The sequence below is a fragment of the Streptomyces sp. NPDC048270 genome (genome assembly GCF_040652335.1).
Lineage (GTDB): Bacteria > Actinomycetota > Actinomycetes > Streptomycetales > Streptomycetaceae > Streptomyces.
Map to the genome: position 1 here is coordinate 1 of NZ_JBEZLV010000070.1, position 17,616 is coordinate 17,616.

12 protein-coding genes and 9 pseudogenes are annotated in these 17,616 nt (G+C 68.4%); 12 read left to right on the forward strand and 9 right to left on the reverse strand.

Features of this window, described 5'->3' with window-relative positions:
- Window positions 1-476, forward strand: a pseudogene (locus tag AB0D66_RS32600) (hypothetical protein); the annotation flags it as partial.
- A gap of 32 nt (window positions 477-508) precedes the next feature.
- Window positions 509-760: a hypothetical protein gene (locus AB0D66_RS32605; protein ID WP_362310818.1), complete on the forward strand. Its 252-nt coding sequence runs from the start codon at window positions 509-511 to the stop codon at window positions 758-760.
- On the opposite strand, the pseudogene AB0D66_RS32610 reads toward AB0D66_RS32605, so the two are convergent.
- From AB0D66_RS32610 to AB0D66_RS32630, 5 genes and pseudogenes are all read right to left on the reverse strand, one after another.
- A pseudogene (locus tag AB0D66_RS32610) lies at window positions 696-1,592 on the reverse strand (IS110 family transposase); the annotation flags it as partial. The gene AB0D66_RS32605 and the pseudogene AB0D66_RS32610 sit on opposite strands and share 65 nt — an antisense overlap.
- 469 nt (window positions 1,593-2,061) lie before the next feature.
- Window positions 2,062-2,337 (reverse strand): annotated as a pseudogene (locus tag AB0D66_RS32615) (IS3 family transposase); the annotation flags it as partial.
- 163 nt (window positions 2,338-2,500) lie between these two features.
- A pseudogene (locus AB0D66_RS32620) lies at window positions 2,501-2,788 on the reverse strand (transposase); the annotation flags it as partial.
- A gap of 52 nt (window positions 2,789-2,840) precedes the next feature.
- Window positions 2,841-3,199: pseudogene (locus AB0D66_RS32625) on the reverse strand (transposase); the annotation flags it as partial.
- Window positions 3,200-3,436: 237 nt separating this feature from the next.
- Window positions 3,437-5,626, reverse strand: coding sequence for a hypothetical protein (locus AB0D66_RS32630; protein WP_362310819.1), 2,190 nt, complete (start codon window positions 5,624-5,626; stop codon window positions 3,437-3,439).
- Window positions 5,627-7,486: 1,860 nt separating this feature from the next.
- Here AB0D66_RS32630 and AB0D66_RS32635 point away from each other — a divergent pair.
- From AB0D66_RS32635 to AB0D66_RS32680, 10 genes and pseudogenes are all read left to right on the forward strand, one after another.
- Window positions 7,487-7,957: pseudogene (locus AB0D66_RS32635) on the forward strand (FAD-binding protein); the annotation flags it as partial.
- A gap of 381 nt (window positions 7,958-8,338) precedes the next feature.
- Window positions 8,339-8,836 (forward strand): hypothetical protein, encoded by a 498-nt coding sequence (locus tag AB0D66_RS32640; protein WP_362310827.1) that lies wholly within the window; start codon window positions 8,339-8,341, stop codon window positions 8,834-8,836.
- A 431-nt stretch (window positions 8,837-9,267) separates the two neighbouring features.
- Entirely contained in the window at window positions 9,268-10,263 is a 996-nt protein-coding gene (locus AB0D66_RS32645; protein ID WP_362310820.1) for a helix-turn-helix transcriptional regulator, read from the forward strand.
- 550 nt (window positions 10,264-10,813) lie between these two features.
- Window positions 10,814-11,896, forward strand: a complete 1,083-nt coding sequence (locus AB0D66_RS32650) for a peptidoglycan DD-metalloendopeptidase family protein (RefSeq protein ID WP_362310821.1) — start codon at window positions 10,814-10,816, stop codon at window positions 11,894-11,896.
- A gap of 392 nt (window positions 11,897-12,288) precedes the next feature.
- A complete protein-coding gene (locus AB0D66_RS32655; protein WP_362310822.1) occupies window positions 12,289-12,681 on the forward strand; it encodes a hypothetical protein in 393 nt (130 codons plus the stop codon).
- A pseudogene (locus AB0D66_RS32660) lies at window positions 12,648-13,203 on the forward strand (Tn3 family transposase); the annotation flags it as partial. The gene AB0D66_RS32655 and the pseudogene AB0D66_RS32660, both read left to right, overlap by 34 nt.
- A gap of 142 nt (window positions 13,204-13,345) precedes the next feature.
- Window positions 13,346-13,655, forward strand: a pseudogene (locus AB0D66_RS32665) (integrase core domain-containing protein); the annotation flags it as partial.
- Window positions 13,641-13,907 carry a hypothetical protein gene (locus tag AB0D66_RS32670; protein WP_362310828.1) on the forward strand — a complete coding sequence of 89 codons (267 nt, stop codon included), beginning with the start codon at window positions 13,641-13,643 and terminating at the stop codon, window positions 13,905-13,907. The pseudogene AB0D66_RS32665 and the gene AB0D66_RS32670, both read left to right, overlap by 15 nt.
- A 6-nt stretch (window positions 13,908-13,913) precedes the next feature.
- A complete protein-coding gene (locus AB0D66_RS32675) occupies window positions 13,914-14,213 on the forward strand; it encodes a hypothetical protein (protein WP_362310823.1) in 300 nt (99 codons plus the stop codon).
- Window positions 14,207-14,389, forward strand: coding sequence for a hypothetical protein (locus AB0D66_RS32680; protein WP_362310829.1), 183 nt, complete (start codon window positions 14,207-14,209; stop codon window positions 14,387-14,389). Before AB0D66_RS32675 ends, AB0D66_RS32680 begins: the two co-directional genes overlap by 7 nt.
- Window positions 14,390-14,447: 58 nt before the next feature.
- Here AB0D66_RS32680 and AB0D66_RS32685 read toward each other — a convergent pair.
- The 4 genes and pseudogenes from AB0D66_RS32685 to AB0D66_RS32700 form a co-directional block, all read right to left on the reverse strand.
- Window positions 14,448-15,051, reverse strand: a pseudogene (locus AB0D66_RS32685) (ISAzo13 family transposase); the annotation flags it as partial.
- A 112-nt stretch (window positions 15,052-15,163) separates the two neighbouring features.
- Window positions 15,164-15,979 carry an AAA family ATPase gene (locus tag AB0D66_RS32690; protein WP_362310824.1) on the reverse strand — a complete coding sequence of 272 codons (816 nt, stop codon included), beginning with the start codon at window positions 15,977-15,979 and terminating at the stop codon, window positions 15,164-15,166.
- Window positions 15,976-16,299, reverse strand: coding sequence for a Mu transposase C-terminal domain-containing protein (locus tag AB0D66_RS32695; RefSeq protein ID WP_362310825.1), 324 nt, complete (start codon window positions 16,297-16,299; stop codon window positions 15,976-15,978). Before AB0D66_RS32695 ends, AB0D66_RS32690 begins: the two co-directional genes overlap by 4 nt.
- Window positions 16,300-16,630: 331 nt before the next feature.
- A complete protein-coding gene (locus tag AB0D66_RS32700; RefSeq protein WP_362310826.1) occupies window positions 16,631-17,332 on the reverse strand; it encodes a DDE-type integrase/transposase/recombinase in 702 nt (233 codons plus the stop codon).
- Window positions 17,333-17,616: the final 284 nt, after the last annotated feature.

A 17,616-nucleotide genomic window follows, 5' to 3' on the forward strand; every position in this document is an offset into this window, starting at 1 on the left:
CCATGAACTGGCGGGGAAGGCCCCTGACCAGCCACGAAGTCATCGTCGAGAGCATCGCGGCGACCACCACCGAAACCGGCCTGACCGTGCACGCCGAACTCGACACCAACCCATACCCCGCCGGCATCCAGGTCAGCGAGGACGCGATCGCCACCGTGCCGATCACCCGGCACCGCTTCCACGGCGACTGGAACTGCACCCTCCACCCCCAGCATCCGATGGACACGGCGACGACCGACAGCACGTCAGACCAGGCCCCGGCGAGCAGACCGCCTCGCCTCACGCGGCGTTCGCTGCAGGACCCAGAACTGACCGGAATGACCCGCCAACAGCTCAGCGAGCAGCTCATCGACGCGCTGACTCAGCGCTGGAGGTTCAACGCGAGCAAGTGCTCCGCACACGTCGCGGTCACGAGCGCCTGGTGGCCCCTGGCACAGGTGCCAAAGCCAAGCTCACCCCAACCGACCGGGTCCTAGTCACCGTGCTCCACCTCCGCAAACTCGCGACCATGGACCTCCTCGGCCAACTCTTCGGCGTCACCGCCATGACCATCAGCCGCGCGAAACAGGAAGTCCGCCCACTCCTGGAAGCACACGGCCACCACATCAACCCTTCTACCGCCCGCCTTCGCACACCAGCCGACGTCGCAAGGTTCCTCGCTCCCGACCCCACCCAGACCAAGGTCAAAAAGACTTGCGGTCGTCGCCGATCTCGGCGAGCACCCGGGCACCGAGCTGGGTGCCGAGGCCGGGGAAGCTGAGGGTGATCTCAGGCGTCGGGGTGCTGAGGGAACGTCTCCTCCACCGCCTTCGCGAGATTGTCTGCGGCAGTGCAGGCGGCTTCCAGCTGGATCAGGAGGGAGAGCATCTGCCTGCCAAGCGCGTCCTCGACCAGGGGTGGCTGGTGGGCCCAGTCGGCGCGGAAGACTTCCCGGAGCCGCTCGGCCTCGGCGTCGATGCCGCGCTGGCGGCCGGCCCGCTTGAGTGCGGCCTGAACTTGCGTGCGGGTCAGCCGTGCGGCCTTGGCCGGCGTCGGGGCGGCTTTGAGGAGCTCGTGGGCCTCGGGCCGGCAGAGGCCGTTGCGCCAAGGGGCGGAGGCTGCGAGGGCGGAGGGGTAGTACTCGCGTAAGAGGGATCGGAGCTGGTTGGAGATCTGCTGACGATTCCAGATGGCGTCCTGCTGGGCTCGTGCGAGCACGGTGATGGCACGGCCCAGGTCGCTGTCCTGGGGCAGAGGCCGGTGGGCGTGCATGTCGGTGCAGAGGATGTTCGCCAGGACCAGGGCGTCGCCCGGGTCGGACTTTTTGCGCGACACGGAATGCCGGTCGCGGTATCTGGCGGCGGCTATCGGGTTGAGCGCGAAGACCTGCCTCCTGCCGGCCCTGAGCACGGCTACCAGTAGGCCGCGGGACGTCTCGATCGCGACCGGGATCGGGGTCTCTTGGCTGTCGCTGTACTCGGCGAGCAGGTCCAGCAGGATCCGGTAGCCGGCTGTGTCGTCGGTGATGTGCCGTTTGGCCAGCAGCTGGCCGCTGTCGTTAACCAGGGCGACGTCGTGTGTCTTTCCGCCCAGTCGATGCCGCAGTAGATCAAGGCCCCTCCCAGTGATCCTGTGTATTTGTGCTGGTCACGAGCTCATGCAGAACCACGCAGCGACCTAATCCCAGGACTCAGCCGTGTTGGCTGGTCCGCCACCTCAGTAGCTGTTCGTGGCACCAGCTCACCCCACGGGCCTCGGTCTAGGCGGGAGCTCTGAACAGCTCGGGCTTCGCAGGAGGTCACCATGGCGCGGGCTCGCACCACCAACACCAACGAGTGATCAAGGGTTCGGTGTTGCCGCTCGGAGGTGCCGGCCGTCGCCGCTCTATGTATGGGCGCAAGGCCAGGTGATGTCCAGGCGTCCGTCCGGCACCCGCGGGCACCAACACCCTCATTTCAGTGCAGACATGCGCACCGATCTACGGAGAGGCTTCCTGCAGCCTGGAATCGAAAGATGTCGCAAGCCTGCACTCGAACAGGCCCGAGGAACTCGATCTCCTCCAGCACCGCCCATAACAAGGGATTAGGTGATGTCGCCGCACCAGCGGGTGCCCACCGCTGTCGGATCGGGCCGAAAATCGCGGAGGACCAGGTCAGGACAGGTGGCGGCCTGGGGGTCGGAGACGGTGGTGCGGTGCCGTCGACGACGGTGGCGGCCGGCGAGTCCGGCTTGCCGCATCAGGCGGGCCACCCGCCCGCGGCCGCAGCTGGCGCCCTCGCGCTTGAGGACAGCGTGAATGCGCGGAGATCCGTAGGTTCCGCGTGACCGCTGATGCACGGTGGTGATCCGCTCGGCAAGCTCAGCGTCGCGCGGGGACCAGGGACGCCAGTGCGGCGGGCGTAGTAGGCGGTTCGGGAGACCCCAGGCAGTTCACATGCCTTCTTGACGCTGTGACCTGCACTTTTCTCCGCCTCGATGAACGGGTGCACGTTCACCGGGTCTCCGTCGCGAAGAAAGCCGTCGCACGCTTGAGGACCTCTACGTCCTCCCGCAGCCTGCAGTTCTCCCGCTTGAGCAGGGCCAGCTCCTCGCGTTCGCCGCTGCTCAGACCGTACCGGTCGCCCGCATCGACCTCGGCCTGACGCACCCAACTCCGTACCGCGGTCTCGGTCAGGTCGAAGTCCTTGGCCACCTGGCCGACCGAGCGGTCACCACGCCGGCACAACCCGACGATCTCGGCTTTGAACTCCACCGTGAACGAGCGTCGAGGACGCACCTTCTTCTTCGCCATGCTCTCCATGATGAACATCAGCCGTATGGGGTAAGCCCCTGATCTCGGATGTCCATCAAAGCGAAGCAAGCCTACCCCATCGCCATTTTCGCAGGTGGGGAACGTCGTAGGCCTTGTCTGCGTGGAGGCGTCGGAGTTTGAAGTAGCGGCCGCGGTGGGAGTCGTGTCTCGTTTGGTGACCCATGATCATGGGCTTCAGCGCTTGGCTGTCGTCGGTGCTGGCGGCGGAGAGGCCGACGAGGAGGGGCAGTCCGGTCGCGTCCGACAGGACGTGCATCCTGGAACCCGGCTTGCCCTGATCCACGGGGCTCGGACCTGTGAGTTCGCCCCCTTTTAAGCGCTCACGTGCACGGGGTCCAGCACGGCCCGGGAGAGGTCGAGGAGGCCGGCGTCGTCCCAGCGGTGCAGGATCTCCTCGTGCAGCCGGCCGCCGCGAAGGCCTTCGCGGTCACCTTGTCGGGCAAGGAAGCCGATCCCGTCGTGTCAGCTGCCGTATGGCCGCCGCCCGGAATGACCTGGCCGCCCACGGCCGCGAGGCGTACGTGGGAGAGGACGGGAGCGCCCACACGCCTGAGACCGGACCGCCGGCCGCTGCCGGGTCGGTCGGCTGAAGACCGAACCCGGCCGACCGACTGCAGGCATGCCGGCCGGTGCGGCGGACGTCATTCAGCGCGCTCCGATCACCGTCTGCGCCGACCCGTCGGCCAGGCTCACGATGCCGATTGTGCTCGCCGCGAACCGGGGGAGCGCTTGCGGGCCCACGGGGAGTGGTCTGAACGGATCCCAGGCCCCGTCGGCCCTGCGGACCGTGTGGTGGGCGTTCCCGTCGTCGCCGATCATGAGGATCTGGCTCTCACCGTTCGCCGTGCCGGTGATGGCCGCCGCCCGCGCTGGCATGGCTGGTGTCCCGTTGCCCGGCGGAGCGCGCCAGCCCTGCCGACTACCGTCGGCGTGCACGATGTCGTGCCAGAGGTTGCCATCGCCGCCGATGGCCACGAGCTGTGCCTCGCTCCCCACGGCGCTGACCGCGAGGCCCGGGTCGGCGTTGCCGGGCGGCAGGCCCGGCAACCCGGTCCACGGTCGCCACGAGCCGTCGGCGGCCCGGGTGCTCAGGCGCACCGCTCCATCGGGGTGGAGGACGGCGACCCGGGTGGAGCCGTCGGGCATCCCGGCGGCGGCTGCCCGGTGCGCGCGGACGAGGCCGCCGTCCGAGCCCGGCATTGAGGCCCATCCCTGCCAGGATCCGTCCGCATGGCGGACGTTGTGGTAAGCGAGCCTGTCCCGGGCTACAGCGATGATCTGGGCGTCGCCGCCGGGCATGGCCGTCATGGCCACGTCGACCGCCTGGAATCCGGGCTTTCTGTTGTCGGCTGCCGGCAGGACGTTCCACCCCTGCCAGCCGCCGTCGCCACGGCGCAGGTTGTGCCAGATGTTGCCGTCCGAGCCGATGCCCAGCACCTGGACGCCGCCGTCCGACGTCGGTGCGAGGGCCTGCTGCCCGCCGGTGAACCGGAAGGCGTTCCCGGCTCCGCCCATCGCCGTGGGGGAGCTCCAGTTTCCGTCCGGAGTGCGTCCGGTCAGGTAATAGGTGTGCGGAGTCGTCCTGACGGCGAGGTTCTTGGCGATGAGCTCCCGCTGGATCTCTCCGTGCGCGACGCCGTTGCTGTCCTGGTTGACGTCGTCCGTCATGACGATGTTCATGTTCTCGGTGGCGTCGGAGTGGTTCCAGTCCTTGCGCAGGGCTGAAAGCAACTCCTTGTTCATCTCGCGCGCGAGATGCAGCAGATAGTTGTCGGCGGTGTCGGACGGAAGTAGCCGGAGGAGCGCCAGGGCCTGGAGGGCGGCAGAGTCCGGGATGGAGTGGGTCGGGTCGATGATGCCCTGCAGGATGAAGAGCTTGTTCGCGTCGGCCCCCGGTGCCCGGCCCAGTACCTCGCTGCCCCGGCGTTTCACCGCCTCGTAGTTGCGCTGCCGGGTGCCGGGCAGGAAGACCTCTTTGAGAATGTCCTGCCAGTCGTTACTCACCCCGGTGTAGCTGCCCCGGTAGGCCATCGCCGTCTGCGGCCACGTCCAGGGATAGCCGGATCCGCCATAGGGGTCGATCAGCGCCACGTGCTTCCCGGCGGCCATGAATTGGCGGTACGTCGATGTGGGCGCGAGCGTCGCGTCGGCGAGGGCCGGGTTGCCCTCGCCGCCACCGAGCGCGTCGCCGAGCCGTCGCAGGGCCTCCGCGTGGTCGTCCTTCGCCGTCGCGGGGGGTGCGGCGGTCAGGAGCTTGATGAAGACGATCTCCCGGGGGTGGCGGGCGATCCATGCGGCAATTGCCTCCGCCTCACCGTGCACGGCCGTGCCGGCCGCCGACCGTGTGGCGAAGAACAGGCCGCCGCGCGGGCCGCCATGGTACGTGTACCAGGCACCGTCCACCTTGCACAGCCGCAGGTCGAGATAGCGTGCGCCCGCGTCGAGTTGCCGGACGATCGATCCGCTCTGGTTGCGCGACACGCTCGCGGCGAGCGCGGGCCACCTCCCGGCCACGTCGGCGGTCTCACCGTACGGGCAGATGCCACTATCCTTGGTGATACTCCACGAGCCCGAGTCGTGGCTGCCCGGCATGACGACACGGTGGAGCGGGCGGTCCCCCAGCGTGCCGCTGAGCTGCTCCATCCACGAGCCGAGGTTGATGCCGGGGGACGACGCAACGTGCGCGGTGGATGCCGGGGTGACCTCGTCCGCCCCGGTCGCCGCGGCCGGTGTGGTTCCGACTGTCGCAACAAACAAGGCGATCGAGATGGCGACGACGGCAGCAGTGGTGCGCGGGAACCGCCGACCGTGGGTTCGTAACGGAAGGGCGAGCAAGGCGATCCGTCCTTTCGACGGTGAATGCCAGCGTGCTGGGAGGAACTGGCAGTTGTCCACATTTTCGCCAGGCTCATGACATTCCGTCAATGACGTACCGCCGCCGTTGGATTCCGCCGACACCCCAGGACCGGCGGGACCCAGCGGCACCCGGGCACTACGCAAGGAAAAATAGAGTCTGTTGACACCCCGGGACAGGTCCTTCCAGCCGCCTGTTCGGGCAAGTTTCGCGATTTGGCAGCGGCCGCTAGCCCCCGGGGTCCGGCACGGACGACGGTGAGCCCGGTGCCCGGTCACGGCAACTGTAGTTCCGATCATGCAGCTGCCGTGGCCTCGTTCCAGCGGGCGTGGCAGGCTGCGGCCTGGAACTGGTGGCACCGTCGCCCCCTTGACCAATACAGGATGGGCTCGAAGGTCGGTCAAGGGCCGTGGCAGGGTGAAGGCGCTCCCATAAAAGTTCGGGCGGTTGACGGAAATAGTGGCGGTGTGTCGGTGCGGGTTCCGTGGTCAGCAAGGCCGGCGGTGCGGTGCAGGGAGGTGCTCACCGACAGTAGGGCGGCGGCGATGAGACTGATCAGACTCCAGCGGTGCCAGGAAGTCCAGCCGTCACCTGCCCTTGGTCGAGGCAGGTCAGCGCCTTCGAGGCATGGAAGTCCTCCTCCACCCGCCAGCGGCGGAGGCTACGTCGACGAGATCGGCGAGCCCGACGGGGGTGGTCGAGTGGCAGCGGTAGAAGGACAGCTGGCGGGTGCAGCGGACCGGCAGGAAGCTGTGGGCCTTCCGGCTGGGCGGGGTTTCGTAACCGAGGACCTCAACCATCGCCCAGTCGTAGTGACGGGCGCCCTGGTGCCGTGCCCGGTCCGCAGTCGCTGCCAGGCACGTCGCGGTCGCCATCACGGCAGTGGTCGCCCAAGCGGCCGCTCGGAGTGCACACGGTGCGTGGCGGGCACCGCGATCGCATATGCCGAACATGAGTTCGCGTATGGCCGGTGTGGACCTCAGTGCCCCAGCGCCTCGTCCAGCGTCCAGCATTTCCCCCGATGCCGGGTCGGGAGTCCCCGCTCGATTGCACGGCACCGCCGCGGCATGGCGCTGTATCGATGATCGACTCTCTCGCTCTCCTTGTCCCCTTCCGAGCCGATTCGCGAGCGAGGTCCGCATAGCCGGGGCTACAGGCGACCTGCCCCGAGTACGGCTTGCAGACAGCCACACCGAGCCGCCGGGCGGAAGACGGCAAGACGCCGCGTTCCCCGACATCACCGCCGACTGACCGGAAACCGCCTCCAGGGCAGGCGAAGGTGCCCAGAAGTATTCCCGCTCGCTCAGGGAACAGTGGCCGGATGCTGCCACGATGGCGTGGGCGGCCATGGGTGTGGCGCCTCTGTGCGGGGCGGCGGGCAAGGGACGGAATCCTGCCGCCCTGCTAGGCGGGTCGCCGGCGGGATCCCGGCAGGACCCGCGCTCCGGTAGGGGACTCGTCGACGTCCGAGCTGGTGGCACACGGACCTGTGGCCTGCGGCTATGAGGCCATCTGGCCCGTACGCAGCCCGTCACCTCCAACGGCTGGCCACCGTCGTGTCCCCACGGCGCACAGCACCTGTGCGCGACGCATACACACCACACCAGGAGCCGGTACGCATGGACCAACGTGCCAATCGGTCTGCCCCTTTGGCTGCCCATATGCCGGACCTCGGGCGGGGGTTTTGGTCAGAATCAATATTAACGAAATCGGCTTAAACGAGCATTTCTCCGATTTTCAATCACCGATAGCAGGCCAGAGGTGACCACGTGGTGAGCAGCTCCACCGAGCAGTACCGTTCCCAGCTGTCCGGCGCGGCGCTACGCACTCTCCGGCAAGGCATGGCCGGATCCGTCGTGCTCCCCCACCACAACCGGTTCTCAACCGAGCGCACCTCGTTCGATCGCAGCGTGGACCACGACCCGGCCCTGGTGGCTGTGGCCCGGGAGGTCGCGGACGTCACAGCGTGCGTACGGTTCGCGGGGGACAACGGCCTGGGGGTCGCCGTACAGGCGTCCGGCCGCGGTGGCTGCGTAGCCTCGGACCGTAACGGCCTTCTCGTTAGCACACGGCGCCTGCGGGGTGTGCGGGTCCACCCCGGGGCACGGATCGCCCGTGTCGAAGCTGGCGCGCAATGGTCCGACGTGATCAGGGCGGCCTCCCGGTGGGGCCTGGCACCCCTGCACTGCGGCCCGCTCGGGTCGTCGGCCGTCTCCTGCATCCTGGGCGGCGGAATCGGACCGCTTGCCCGCCATTACGGCCACACCTCCGACCACGTCGAAGACCTGAGCGTGGTCACGGCCGACAGCTCTGCGCTCCGAGCGTCGGCACGGGAAAACCCCGGCCTCTTCTGGGGGTTGCGCGGCAGCCGCGGGAACCTAGGAGTCGTCACTTCGGCCGCCATCGATCTCTTCCCCGTACCAGTGGCCTACGCCGGGTCCCTCCACTTCGATGCCATGGCCATCCGAAACGTGCTGCGGCACTATGCCTACTGGGTCCATGAAGTGCCCGAGAGCATGGCGTCCCGCCTCTCGCTCCAGCGCCTGCCGGCCGGCCCGCTCCGACCTCATGACGCGGCCGACGGCCTCACGATCCGCGTCCGTATATCAGACACCGGTTCGGACCGGTCGGCACGGCGATGGGTGCGCCCATTGGAACAGGCCACACCGGTGCAGCGGAGCACACTCGGGTGGATGCGGTACGCCGACGCCGCGCACGCCTGGGAGGACTCGGCGCGTCCCGTGGCGGCCCGCAGCCGGGTCCTCATGCTCCGGGACCTCGGGGAGGGCGCGTTGGACGCCATCGAGTCCTTCGCGCTGGGCTCCGGCGCATACCGGTTCTCGCTCGACCTGCACCACATGGGCGGCGCCCTCGCCCGGCGGGCGACCACCCCGAGCGCGGTGGGGCACTTCCCCTCAACTGTTTTCGCGCTGCACACGGTGCTCCACCTCGACCCGGCTCAGGACGTGTCGGCAGGCATCCGGGCACAAGACGCGTTGCTGGACGCACTCGCGCCTTGGGCCGAACAGAAGACCTCACCCGGGTTCCTGACCGGCATGGACGTGACCGAGGAATGTGTGCGGGCGGCGTATGGACCGTCCCGCGAGGCCCTGCTAGCCCTGAAGGCCGCCTACGACCCGGGCGACATGTTCCGCTTCGCCCTTCCCCTCGCTCCCGCGAGCCAGCCGTGATCCGGACCCTTCCCCGGACCCGCCCCACCACCCCCACCCAAGCGCTGTGGAGGGCGTTGGACCGACTGGACCTCCTCGTGCGCAGGCCCGGTGTGTCCGGCAGCGTCACCGCGGACGGACCTGAACTGATCGACGCACTCTCCACCCACCTAGCTGGCGACCCCGTCTGGGGAGCCCCGTTCCATCGCGGCGAGAAATCCGACCCGACGGGGGCGCCCGCAATACGGCACCTCGACGATGCACTCACCGCTGCCGAGGCGCAGTTGCTGGGTGGGCTGCTCGAAGAGATGGCCTGCGCACCAGTCCGGGGCGCGGAATGGGTCATCGCCCGCACCGAACTCCTTTCGTGGGCACCGCGTCTGAGCGTGCTCCTCCAGCTGTCATCGGACGACGCCACACCACCTTCCGAAGAATCGAGCCGTGAGACCCCCATGACCGACGCCCTCGTCACCGGCCCCCACGACCGCACGTCCGGTCCGGACCGAGGCACACCTGCCGCGCCCGCGGCCCCCGGACACGTACCAGCGACGTCGGACGAGCAGGCTCTGGCGGACGCCGTGCGCCGGCGGTGTGCGGGCCCGGCCGGACGGGTCGCCATCGCCAGGGCCCTGCGGAACATACGGTGCCGCGCCTCTCTGACCCAGAACCAACTAGCGCAGGAGGCCGCCGTCTGCCTGTCCACCGTCGCCCGCTACGAGACGTGGCGCGACAACGGGAAGCTCAAGTCCCAGATAGTGCTGGCCCTGGCCAGGGCCAGTCGGGCGACCGCAGAAGAAGTCGACTGCCTGGGCAAGCTCGTCGACATGCAGCTCCAGGGATGGTGGGTGGGTAACGCCGTCCCCAGCCACGACGTTCCCCTGATGTCCTTCGAGGCGTCCGGGGACGAGGAACTGCTCTACGCGGGTGGCACCGTCCCAGATCTCCTCCAGACCGACGCCTATGCGTGGGAGCTCCGGGAGGGCCAGCCGTCCTCGGAGGACCGGAACCCCGGCGGGCACGGTCAGCACCCCACGCGATGGCTGCGCACGGCCGCGCTGGACAAGACCCCTGTGCACCTCCAAGCGATCCTGGACGAAGGAGCCCTGCACCGGCGCGTCGGGAGTCGGGAGGCCATGGCGCAGCAGTGTGAGCACCTGTTGCTCCTGGCCCATCGGCACAATGTGGAGATGCGCGTGCTGCCCTTCGACGCTGGCGTCACCCCCGTCGGCGCATGCGGCCCCTTCACGGTGGTGAGCTGGAAGGACACGACCCACCCCAGCGGAAGGGTGGGTGTCGTGCACCAACCCCGGCTCGGGGGTGGGTCCTACTCCGACGACTCGCAGGTGGTCGGGGCGTACCGGCGCTCGTTCGCACAGCTGCGGTCCTTGTCCCTGGACAAGGTGGCGAGCCTGCATCTGATCTCCGAGGCCCGCCTGCGATTTGCGTGACGGAGCCCCGGTCGGCCTCCGGCTTCTCCTCCTCTGTCTCCCGCCCCCGCCCCGGAACACCTGGTGTCCGGGGCGGAGCTGCGTCCGGAACCGTTCGGTCCGGAGCCGGGAACACCTCCAGCCCGGCCGAGGGGGCAACTCTTGGCGCGGGCCGCGTAGGCCGATGCCATCGATCTGTCGTGTTTCAGGACGTTCGAGACGACCGACCGGGACGATCGATCAGGCCGATCGTCTGCCCTTTCGGACCGCTCCGCATGGCGGTCCGGCCCATGTGCCACACGGCCCCTGCCTGGTTCCGGACATTCCGATACATGGAGGGGCGAAAAGATCATCAGCCCTTTCATGCGGCAGTTTAGGACCTTTGGGACGTCTGTCCGTCTCTCGCGGCTGCATTTATCCGCCGCATACCTTCCTTGTCATACCAATCCCCCGACTTGGCCGATGCGCTCTGATCTCTGGCCGGGGGGGAGTCGTTCCGACAAAGGAATCGCGCATGGCTCAACGGAACAAGCACCGCCGACCGAAGGCACGACAAAACCACTGGACCGCCATGGCAGTTGTGGCCGGCACGACCGTCGCACTGCCCGCGCTGTCCGCAGCACCCGCCTCAGCGGCTTCGGATTCCGCCTGGGACAAGATTGCGGAATGCGAGTCCAGCGGCCGCTGGAACCTCCCTTACGGCCACGCCGACTCCACCGGCGGGCTCCAGATCCAGAAGCGGACCTGGGACGACTTCGACGGCCCGGCACTCACCGGGGCCGCCTACCCGTATCAGGCGACAAAGGCCCAGCAGATACGAGTGGCCGAGCTGATCCTCGCCAAGCAGGGGCCAAAAGCGTGGACCTGCGACGCCAAGGTCGGGTACCCGCTGGCAGCCGAGGCCGGCGCCACCCCGTCGCGGCCCCAGCCCCGTCCGGCGAAGCCCACGCCGTCGGCGAAGCCCGCGCCGGCTCAGGCTTCGAAGACGTACGAGGTCGCGGCCGGAGACACCCTTTACAGTATCGCGCTGGAGCAGTTGGGCAACGCCGCCCAGGGCAACTGGCAGCCCATTTATGACGCGAACCGCACGCTGATCGGTCCCGACCCCGACCTGATCCGTCCCGGTCAGCGACTGCGCATTCCAGGCAACCTCGGAGCCTCGCCCGAAGCCCCCGGGTCCGATCGGGCACGGGAGTCCGTCGGCGCCGAGGCCGGACGGGCCCCGGCGCCCACCGCTCCGTCCACCTCGTACCGGGCACCGGTGGACGCGCCGGTCAACCAGTCGTTCAGGAACCCCTCAGCCGGGTACACCCTGGGCTACCACACGGGAACGGACTTCGCGGCGCCCGCCGGAACCCCCGTACGGGCAGCCGCCGCGGGCACGGTCGTCGCCGACGACACGTCCCCGTCGTACGGCACCAACGTCCAGATCAAGCACGACAACGGCAAGTACACCCTCTACGCCCACCTGTCGGGCAAGACCGTCCAGCCCGGCACGCGCGTCGCCGCCGGCGAGCTGATCGGCTACGTCGGTTCCACCGGCAACAGCAGTGGCCCGCACCTGCACATGGAGGGGCGCACGGCGCCGTCGTTCGGGGAGGGCAACTTCTTCGACGTGGTGTCGTGGTTGCGCGGTAACGGGGTCCGTATCTGACCGGATCGTCCCGGACCCGCTCACGAGGCCCGGCGCCGGTTCATTGGGGGAGGAGCGCCGGGCCTCATGAGCGGGATCAGCGGCGCTGCACCATCACCACTTGACGTTCGATCAGTTCGCGGAGGGTGCTCGCCAGGGCGGACAGCGCATCCCTGAGGACGGTGCATGGCCGGGACGGCCGGGTCAAGGCGACCTGGAGGCTGTGCACGGCTTCGGCTGTGGCCGCGTATCCGTTGGCGGCGGTCAGGGCGACGTGAAGGCGCCGGTGGCGGCCGGTGAGCCCCCCGCGACCGGGTCCAGGGTGAGGTCGGTAGGAGAGGGCGCCCGCGGCGGGAACGCAGCGGGCGGGCCGGGCCCGGGAAGTCCCCGGACATTCCTGGATCGCCACGACCATGCGATACGTCCACGTCCAGCAGACCCAGGTCGAGGACGCCTGGGTGGCTGGGCAGCAGCGGGCCGCGAAGCGGCGGCTCGTCGCCGTCCTGCACCACCAGCTGTTCTTCGTTGGGATGCGCACCGCGCAGAAGACTGACGCCCCCGCCCCCGGCTCGACGGAGGGGAGAACGGCGTGGGTCTCCGCGACAACTGCCTCCCGCCCCGGCCTGGCGTACGGACTCCGGCTGGCGGCGGCCTCCACTGTTCGAGCAGTCCCCCGGGACTTCGGTCGGCTCGACCTCGCCGACGCCGACCTGGCCAGCCCGTGGCCGGCCTGGGCGAAGGACCTTGCCCACCGTTTCGCTGAGGCCCGCGGGTCGATGACACGCTGGACCTGCTGGAGGTGCTGATCGCCACGAAGCTGCTGGCCAGGGCTGAGGGGAGACGGCCAAGGAGAAGGTGGAGACGCTGCCGAGGATGGAGCGGGCCGGGGCGAAGCTGGCGACCGCGTTCCAGGTCGTCTTCGACACCACGTCCGAGCAGGTCGACACCGACACCGGGGAGATCAAGGCCTTCCTTGAAGCTCCTGGTGGAGGTCGTGGACTTGCGCGCCCCGGAAGGTACCCCGGTGCTGGCCGCGCTGAAGTCGCTGCGGGATCTGAAGGGCCGCAAGAAGGTGGGGCCTGCCGAGATCGACACCGAGCTGCTGGCCTGGTCGTGGCGGCGGCTGGTGCTGGCCGCGCCGGGTCTGGAGCCGGGTACGAGGGACTGAAAGGGGTACGTGTTCTGTGTGCTGGAGCAGTTCCACCGGATGCTGCGTCGGCGGGAGATCTCCGCGAAGAACCCCTCCAAGTGGTGACTCCAGGGGAAGCTGCTGGCCGGTGGGGGCGTGGGCGCAGGCCAAGACCACCGTGCTGGCCTCCCTGGGTGTTACTGAGGTTCTCAGGGTGGGGTTGGCGGGTTGATTGTCAGGTGGGTGGCGGTGAGGCAGCCGTCAATGAGGTGGGCTCGGAGCTGGATTCTGCGTGACTCGAGGCGGAGTGTGCGGTCGAGGTCGTCGGGGGTGTCGAAGGCGGGGGGCCTTCGGAGGTCCTGACCGACAACGGGAAGCAGTTCACCGGACGGTTCACCAAGCCAAAACCGGCGGAAGTGCTGTTCGAGCGGATCTGCCGGGAGAACGGCATCACGGCCCGGCTGACCAAGCCGCGCTCGCCGACCACGACCGGGAAAATCGAACGATTCCACAAGACACTTCGACGTGAGCTGCTCGACCATGTCGGCCAGTTCGCGGACCAGGGCACCGCCCAGGCCGCGCTCGATGCCTGGGTCCACGCCTACAACCACACCCCGCCCTCACCAGTCGCTGAGCATGGCCACCCCGGCCAGCGTCTTCCGGCCGACACCGGTGGAGAAACCGGAACAGGAGCACGAGGTCTGCCTGTCCGTCCCGGACCAACCGATGACGGCGGTCGACGAGCTCATGGCACCACGACTGCCCGCTCTACTGCCCTCGCCGCGACTTCCGGTTGATGAGTCGCAGATCAAGGCCAGCGAGTTCGAGGCCCTCCTGTCACCGATCGGACGACTGTGCCTGCCCGGCGGCCAGCAGATGAAGTTCCCCGCGGCCCTCGGCTGACGCGCGGTGACCGTCTGGGCCAACCACCGCAGCATCCACGTCTTCCTCGACGGCGAACTCCTGCGGACCCGCCCTTCCCAGTTCACACCCACCTCCCACCTGGCCGGCCAGCAGGTCATCCTGCGTCTCGACGGCCAGCTGATGCACGTCATCGCCGACGGCAAAGTTGTCAAGACGCTGCCCGCACCGGTTCCCCTCGAGCGACGGGCCCAGATCAGCGGCGCTCGAGCTCCCCGCACCCCGTCGTCCCACCTTCAGCCCAGGCTCTACGAGCCCACCGCCGAGTACCAGTGGACGGCGTGGTGATGGTCGCCGGCCAACGTCTGCGGGTCGGGCGCAGCCACGCGGGGAAGACCGTGGTCATCCTGATCGAGGACACCGTCTTCCGCGTTCTCGACGGTGACGTCGAACTGACGACACACGCCCGGACCAGCGACAAGCCGGTCACACAGTTCAGAGGGACGGCCCGCACCCGAGACTGATCGCTGCTTGTCCAATCATCTCCTGATGACGTCCAGCATCTCCTGGAACCAGACTGTCCAAGATCTCGCGGGAGCTCACACCGTCAGGCCTGCCTCGCCAGTTCATGGTGATGTGGGAGAACAGCCGGTTCTCGATCTTGTCCCACTTCGAGGTGCCGGGCGGAAGGTGACACACCGTGATTTCAAGCCCGGTCTCGGCAGAGAGGTCGGCGAGTTGGGTCTTCCAGCCGCGGGTACGGCGGCCGTTGGATGCCGCCGCCGTCGGCGGTGATCAGCAGCCGGTGGGCGCCGGAGTAGTCGTGCCGGCCACGGGCTTGCCACCAGCGTCGGATCGAGGCAACGGCGAACGCCGCCGTGTCGTGATCGGTGCCGATACTGACCCAGCCGGTGTTCGCCGTCATGTCGTAAATTCCGTAGGGAATTGCCTGCTCGGCCTGGCCGGGGAAGTCGTGCGTCTTGCCCCTCACGGGCTGTCCTGCGGGGCTGCCATTCGTGACCGGCGTTCTTGTAGTGGCCGATCAGTTCCTTCTTCTTGCTGTCCACGCTGATCACCGGCCACCGGCGTCCCTGTGGTCTCGTGCCTGTTCGTTGAGGTAGTGAGACTGGGCGTCCCTGTCGGGGTGCTGCGCGCCTTCGATGGTCTTGGCGTTGGTGTTGAGCGACGCTGAAGATGTGCGTGAGGGCGACGTGCTGGTTGTGGATGGGATGGGATGAAACGACCCCGGCGGCCGTCAGGCCGCCGGGGTCGTCGTGAACAAGGTGTCGGCTTCGCGCTCACTCTGTCGCGTGGGTCTCGGTGATGGCGGTGCGGGTGGAGGACTCGTCGACGATGCCTTTCTCCTCGGTGAAGGCGGCGATGAGGGATTGCCAGGCGATGTTGTTGACCGAGCGGGGCAGGCCGCGGCTGGTGAGGTGGATGAGTTCGACGGCGTCGTCGGAGAACAGCGTGTCCTCTCGTCCGGCGATCGTGAGGTGGTGTTTGATGTAGCTGGCGGTCTCCTCTTTCGTCATCGTGGGCATCTGGTAGCTGATTGAGATCCGCTGGTCCAGGGCCGCCAGGACGCCGTGTTTCATGCGTTTGCGCAGGGTGGGCTGGCCGATCAGCAGCACCGCGAATGGCGTCGTGGAGTCCATGTCGTAGTTGGTGAGCATGCGGATTGCGTCCAGCTCTTGGTGGTCGAGCAGGTGTGACTCGTCGATCACGACGGTCGGCGTCCTTCCCCGTTCGTCGACCTCGGCGGCCAGTGCGGCGGATGCCTGGGTGGCGAGAGCGGCCAGGTGGAACTTGGGGGTCCCGCCCAGGCTGGTGACGATGCGGTCATAGAGGCCGCGCATGCCGACCTCGGGGTTGGGCTGGTAGATGACCGTGAACCGGGCCGGGTCGAGCGAGGCGACGGCACCTTTGAGGGCGACGGTTTTGCCGGATCCGACTTCGCCGGTGACCACGCCGATTGCCCGGTTGTTGATGCACCAGGCGATGCGGGCGGCGGCTTCCCGGTGGGAGTGGTGCTGGTGGAGCGTGGACGGGGCCAGGTTCCGGTCGAAGGGGACACGGGTGAAACCCAAGTACCCCTGAACGCGGTCGATCATCGCGGTCCCCGCCCGTCGTCCATGAGGGATGAGTAGTTGATGCCCTTCGCGGTGTTCGCCGTGTGCTTCTCGTCGAGGATCTTCAGGTAGTCGATTCCAGTCGACGGGGCCGACTCCGGCGGTGTCTCCAGCCTCGCCTTCGGATGGGTATGACGCCCCACCCGGTGCGGAACGGCTTTGCCCGCCGACTTCCCCGACGTCCTCACTTCGATCTCGGTCAGGTCGAACGGGTCGAAGAGCAGCTCGACCTTCATCCCGACCAGCATCGGATCGACCTCGTAGCTGTTGCCGTGCAGGCTGACCGTCGCAGTCTTCGTCACGGTCCGGAACTCCGACCACAGAAACGCCTCCCGAAGATCAGCGGGGCTGGGCAGCGGCAGCGGCCGGAGAATCGAACCCAGCCACCGTTCGATCGGAGGCTGCCCCCGTCTCCGAGTGCACCGTGCGGCGATAGACCGTCTCCACCCACGCGGTGAAAAGCCTGTCCAGCTCCGCAAGATGCTCAATCTGACTGACACGTTCCTCATCGAGCTCGACCAGGAACTGATCACGGACGGTGCGGAAGAACCGTTCGATTCTTCCCCGGCCCTGAGGCCATCCGGGCTTGGAGTGCGTGAGGCGGACGGCCAGGGACGCGCATGCTCGCAGCAGCTACGTGCCCACGAACGCCGACCCGTTGTCGACGTAGATCGACTCCGGGACTCCGCGGGCAGACAGCGCCGGACGCAGGGCGGCGGCCAGGCGGACGGTGTCCTCGGCGAACCCGAACCGGTGGCCCACGATCGCCCGGCTGTGATCGTCGATGAATGCGAAGAGGTACGTTTTGCGGCCGCCGATCTTCGGTCCATGGAGGGCGTCCCCGGTCCACAGCTCGTTGCCGCGGGTCGCTTCGAAGCGGCCGAACACGCTCTTCTCGCCGCCGGCGCCGGTCAGTCCGGCGGCAGCGAAGTGCCGCTGCAGCGTCCGGTCGGTCGGCGACCAGCCCTGAGTGGTCCGCAGGATCGGCTGGATCTGCGCTGCCGTCCGGGCGGGGTTCTCCTTCTTCAGCGCGGCCGCCAGGTCCAGCACCTCCACCGGTCTGCGCGGGGTGACATGCCGCTTGGCCGGCACCAGCGCGGGGAAACCGCCCGCGCGGTAGTGGCGGGCCCAGCGGTCCGGCGTTCCGCGGGCGACCCGGGCCTTCCGGCCGAACGGGTCGGTGTGCTCCTTCGCGGCCAGTTCGCGGGCGAGTTTCCCGCGCTGGCGTGTCGTGAGCTTCGTGTCGATCAGGTCCTGGATCAGGCCGTAGCGGAACAGGCCCACCTGCCGGGCGCGCTCCGCCCGGCGACGGTCCTCGTCTTCACTCGGTGACATAGGCAACCCACCTCGCGTCTCGAACAATGCCCGTCGTTTCGCCGGCAGACACGATCAAGACTTCCGGCACCCTCCGATCCCGCCCAGGGGCGGCCCGTGTTGATCAAATAGGAGAAGAAGACGGGGTCAGCAGCCTCCCGCCTATCGCCCTCCCGGCGAACTCCCACCGCGACACCGTGAGCATCCCCGGCCACTTCGTCGCGGGCGCCCCCCGGGGGGGGGCCCCCCCCCCCACAACGGCAGCGCCGCGGGAAGGGCCCCCCACACGGCAAACCCGGGTGGGA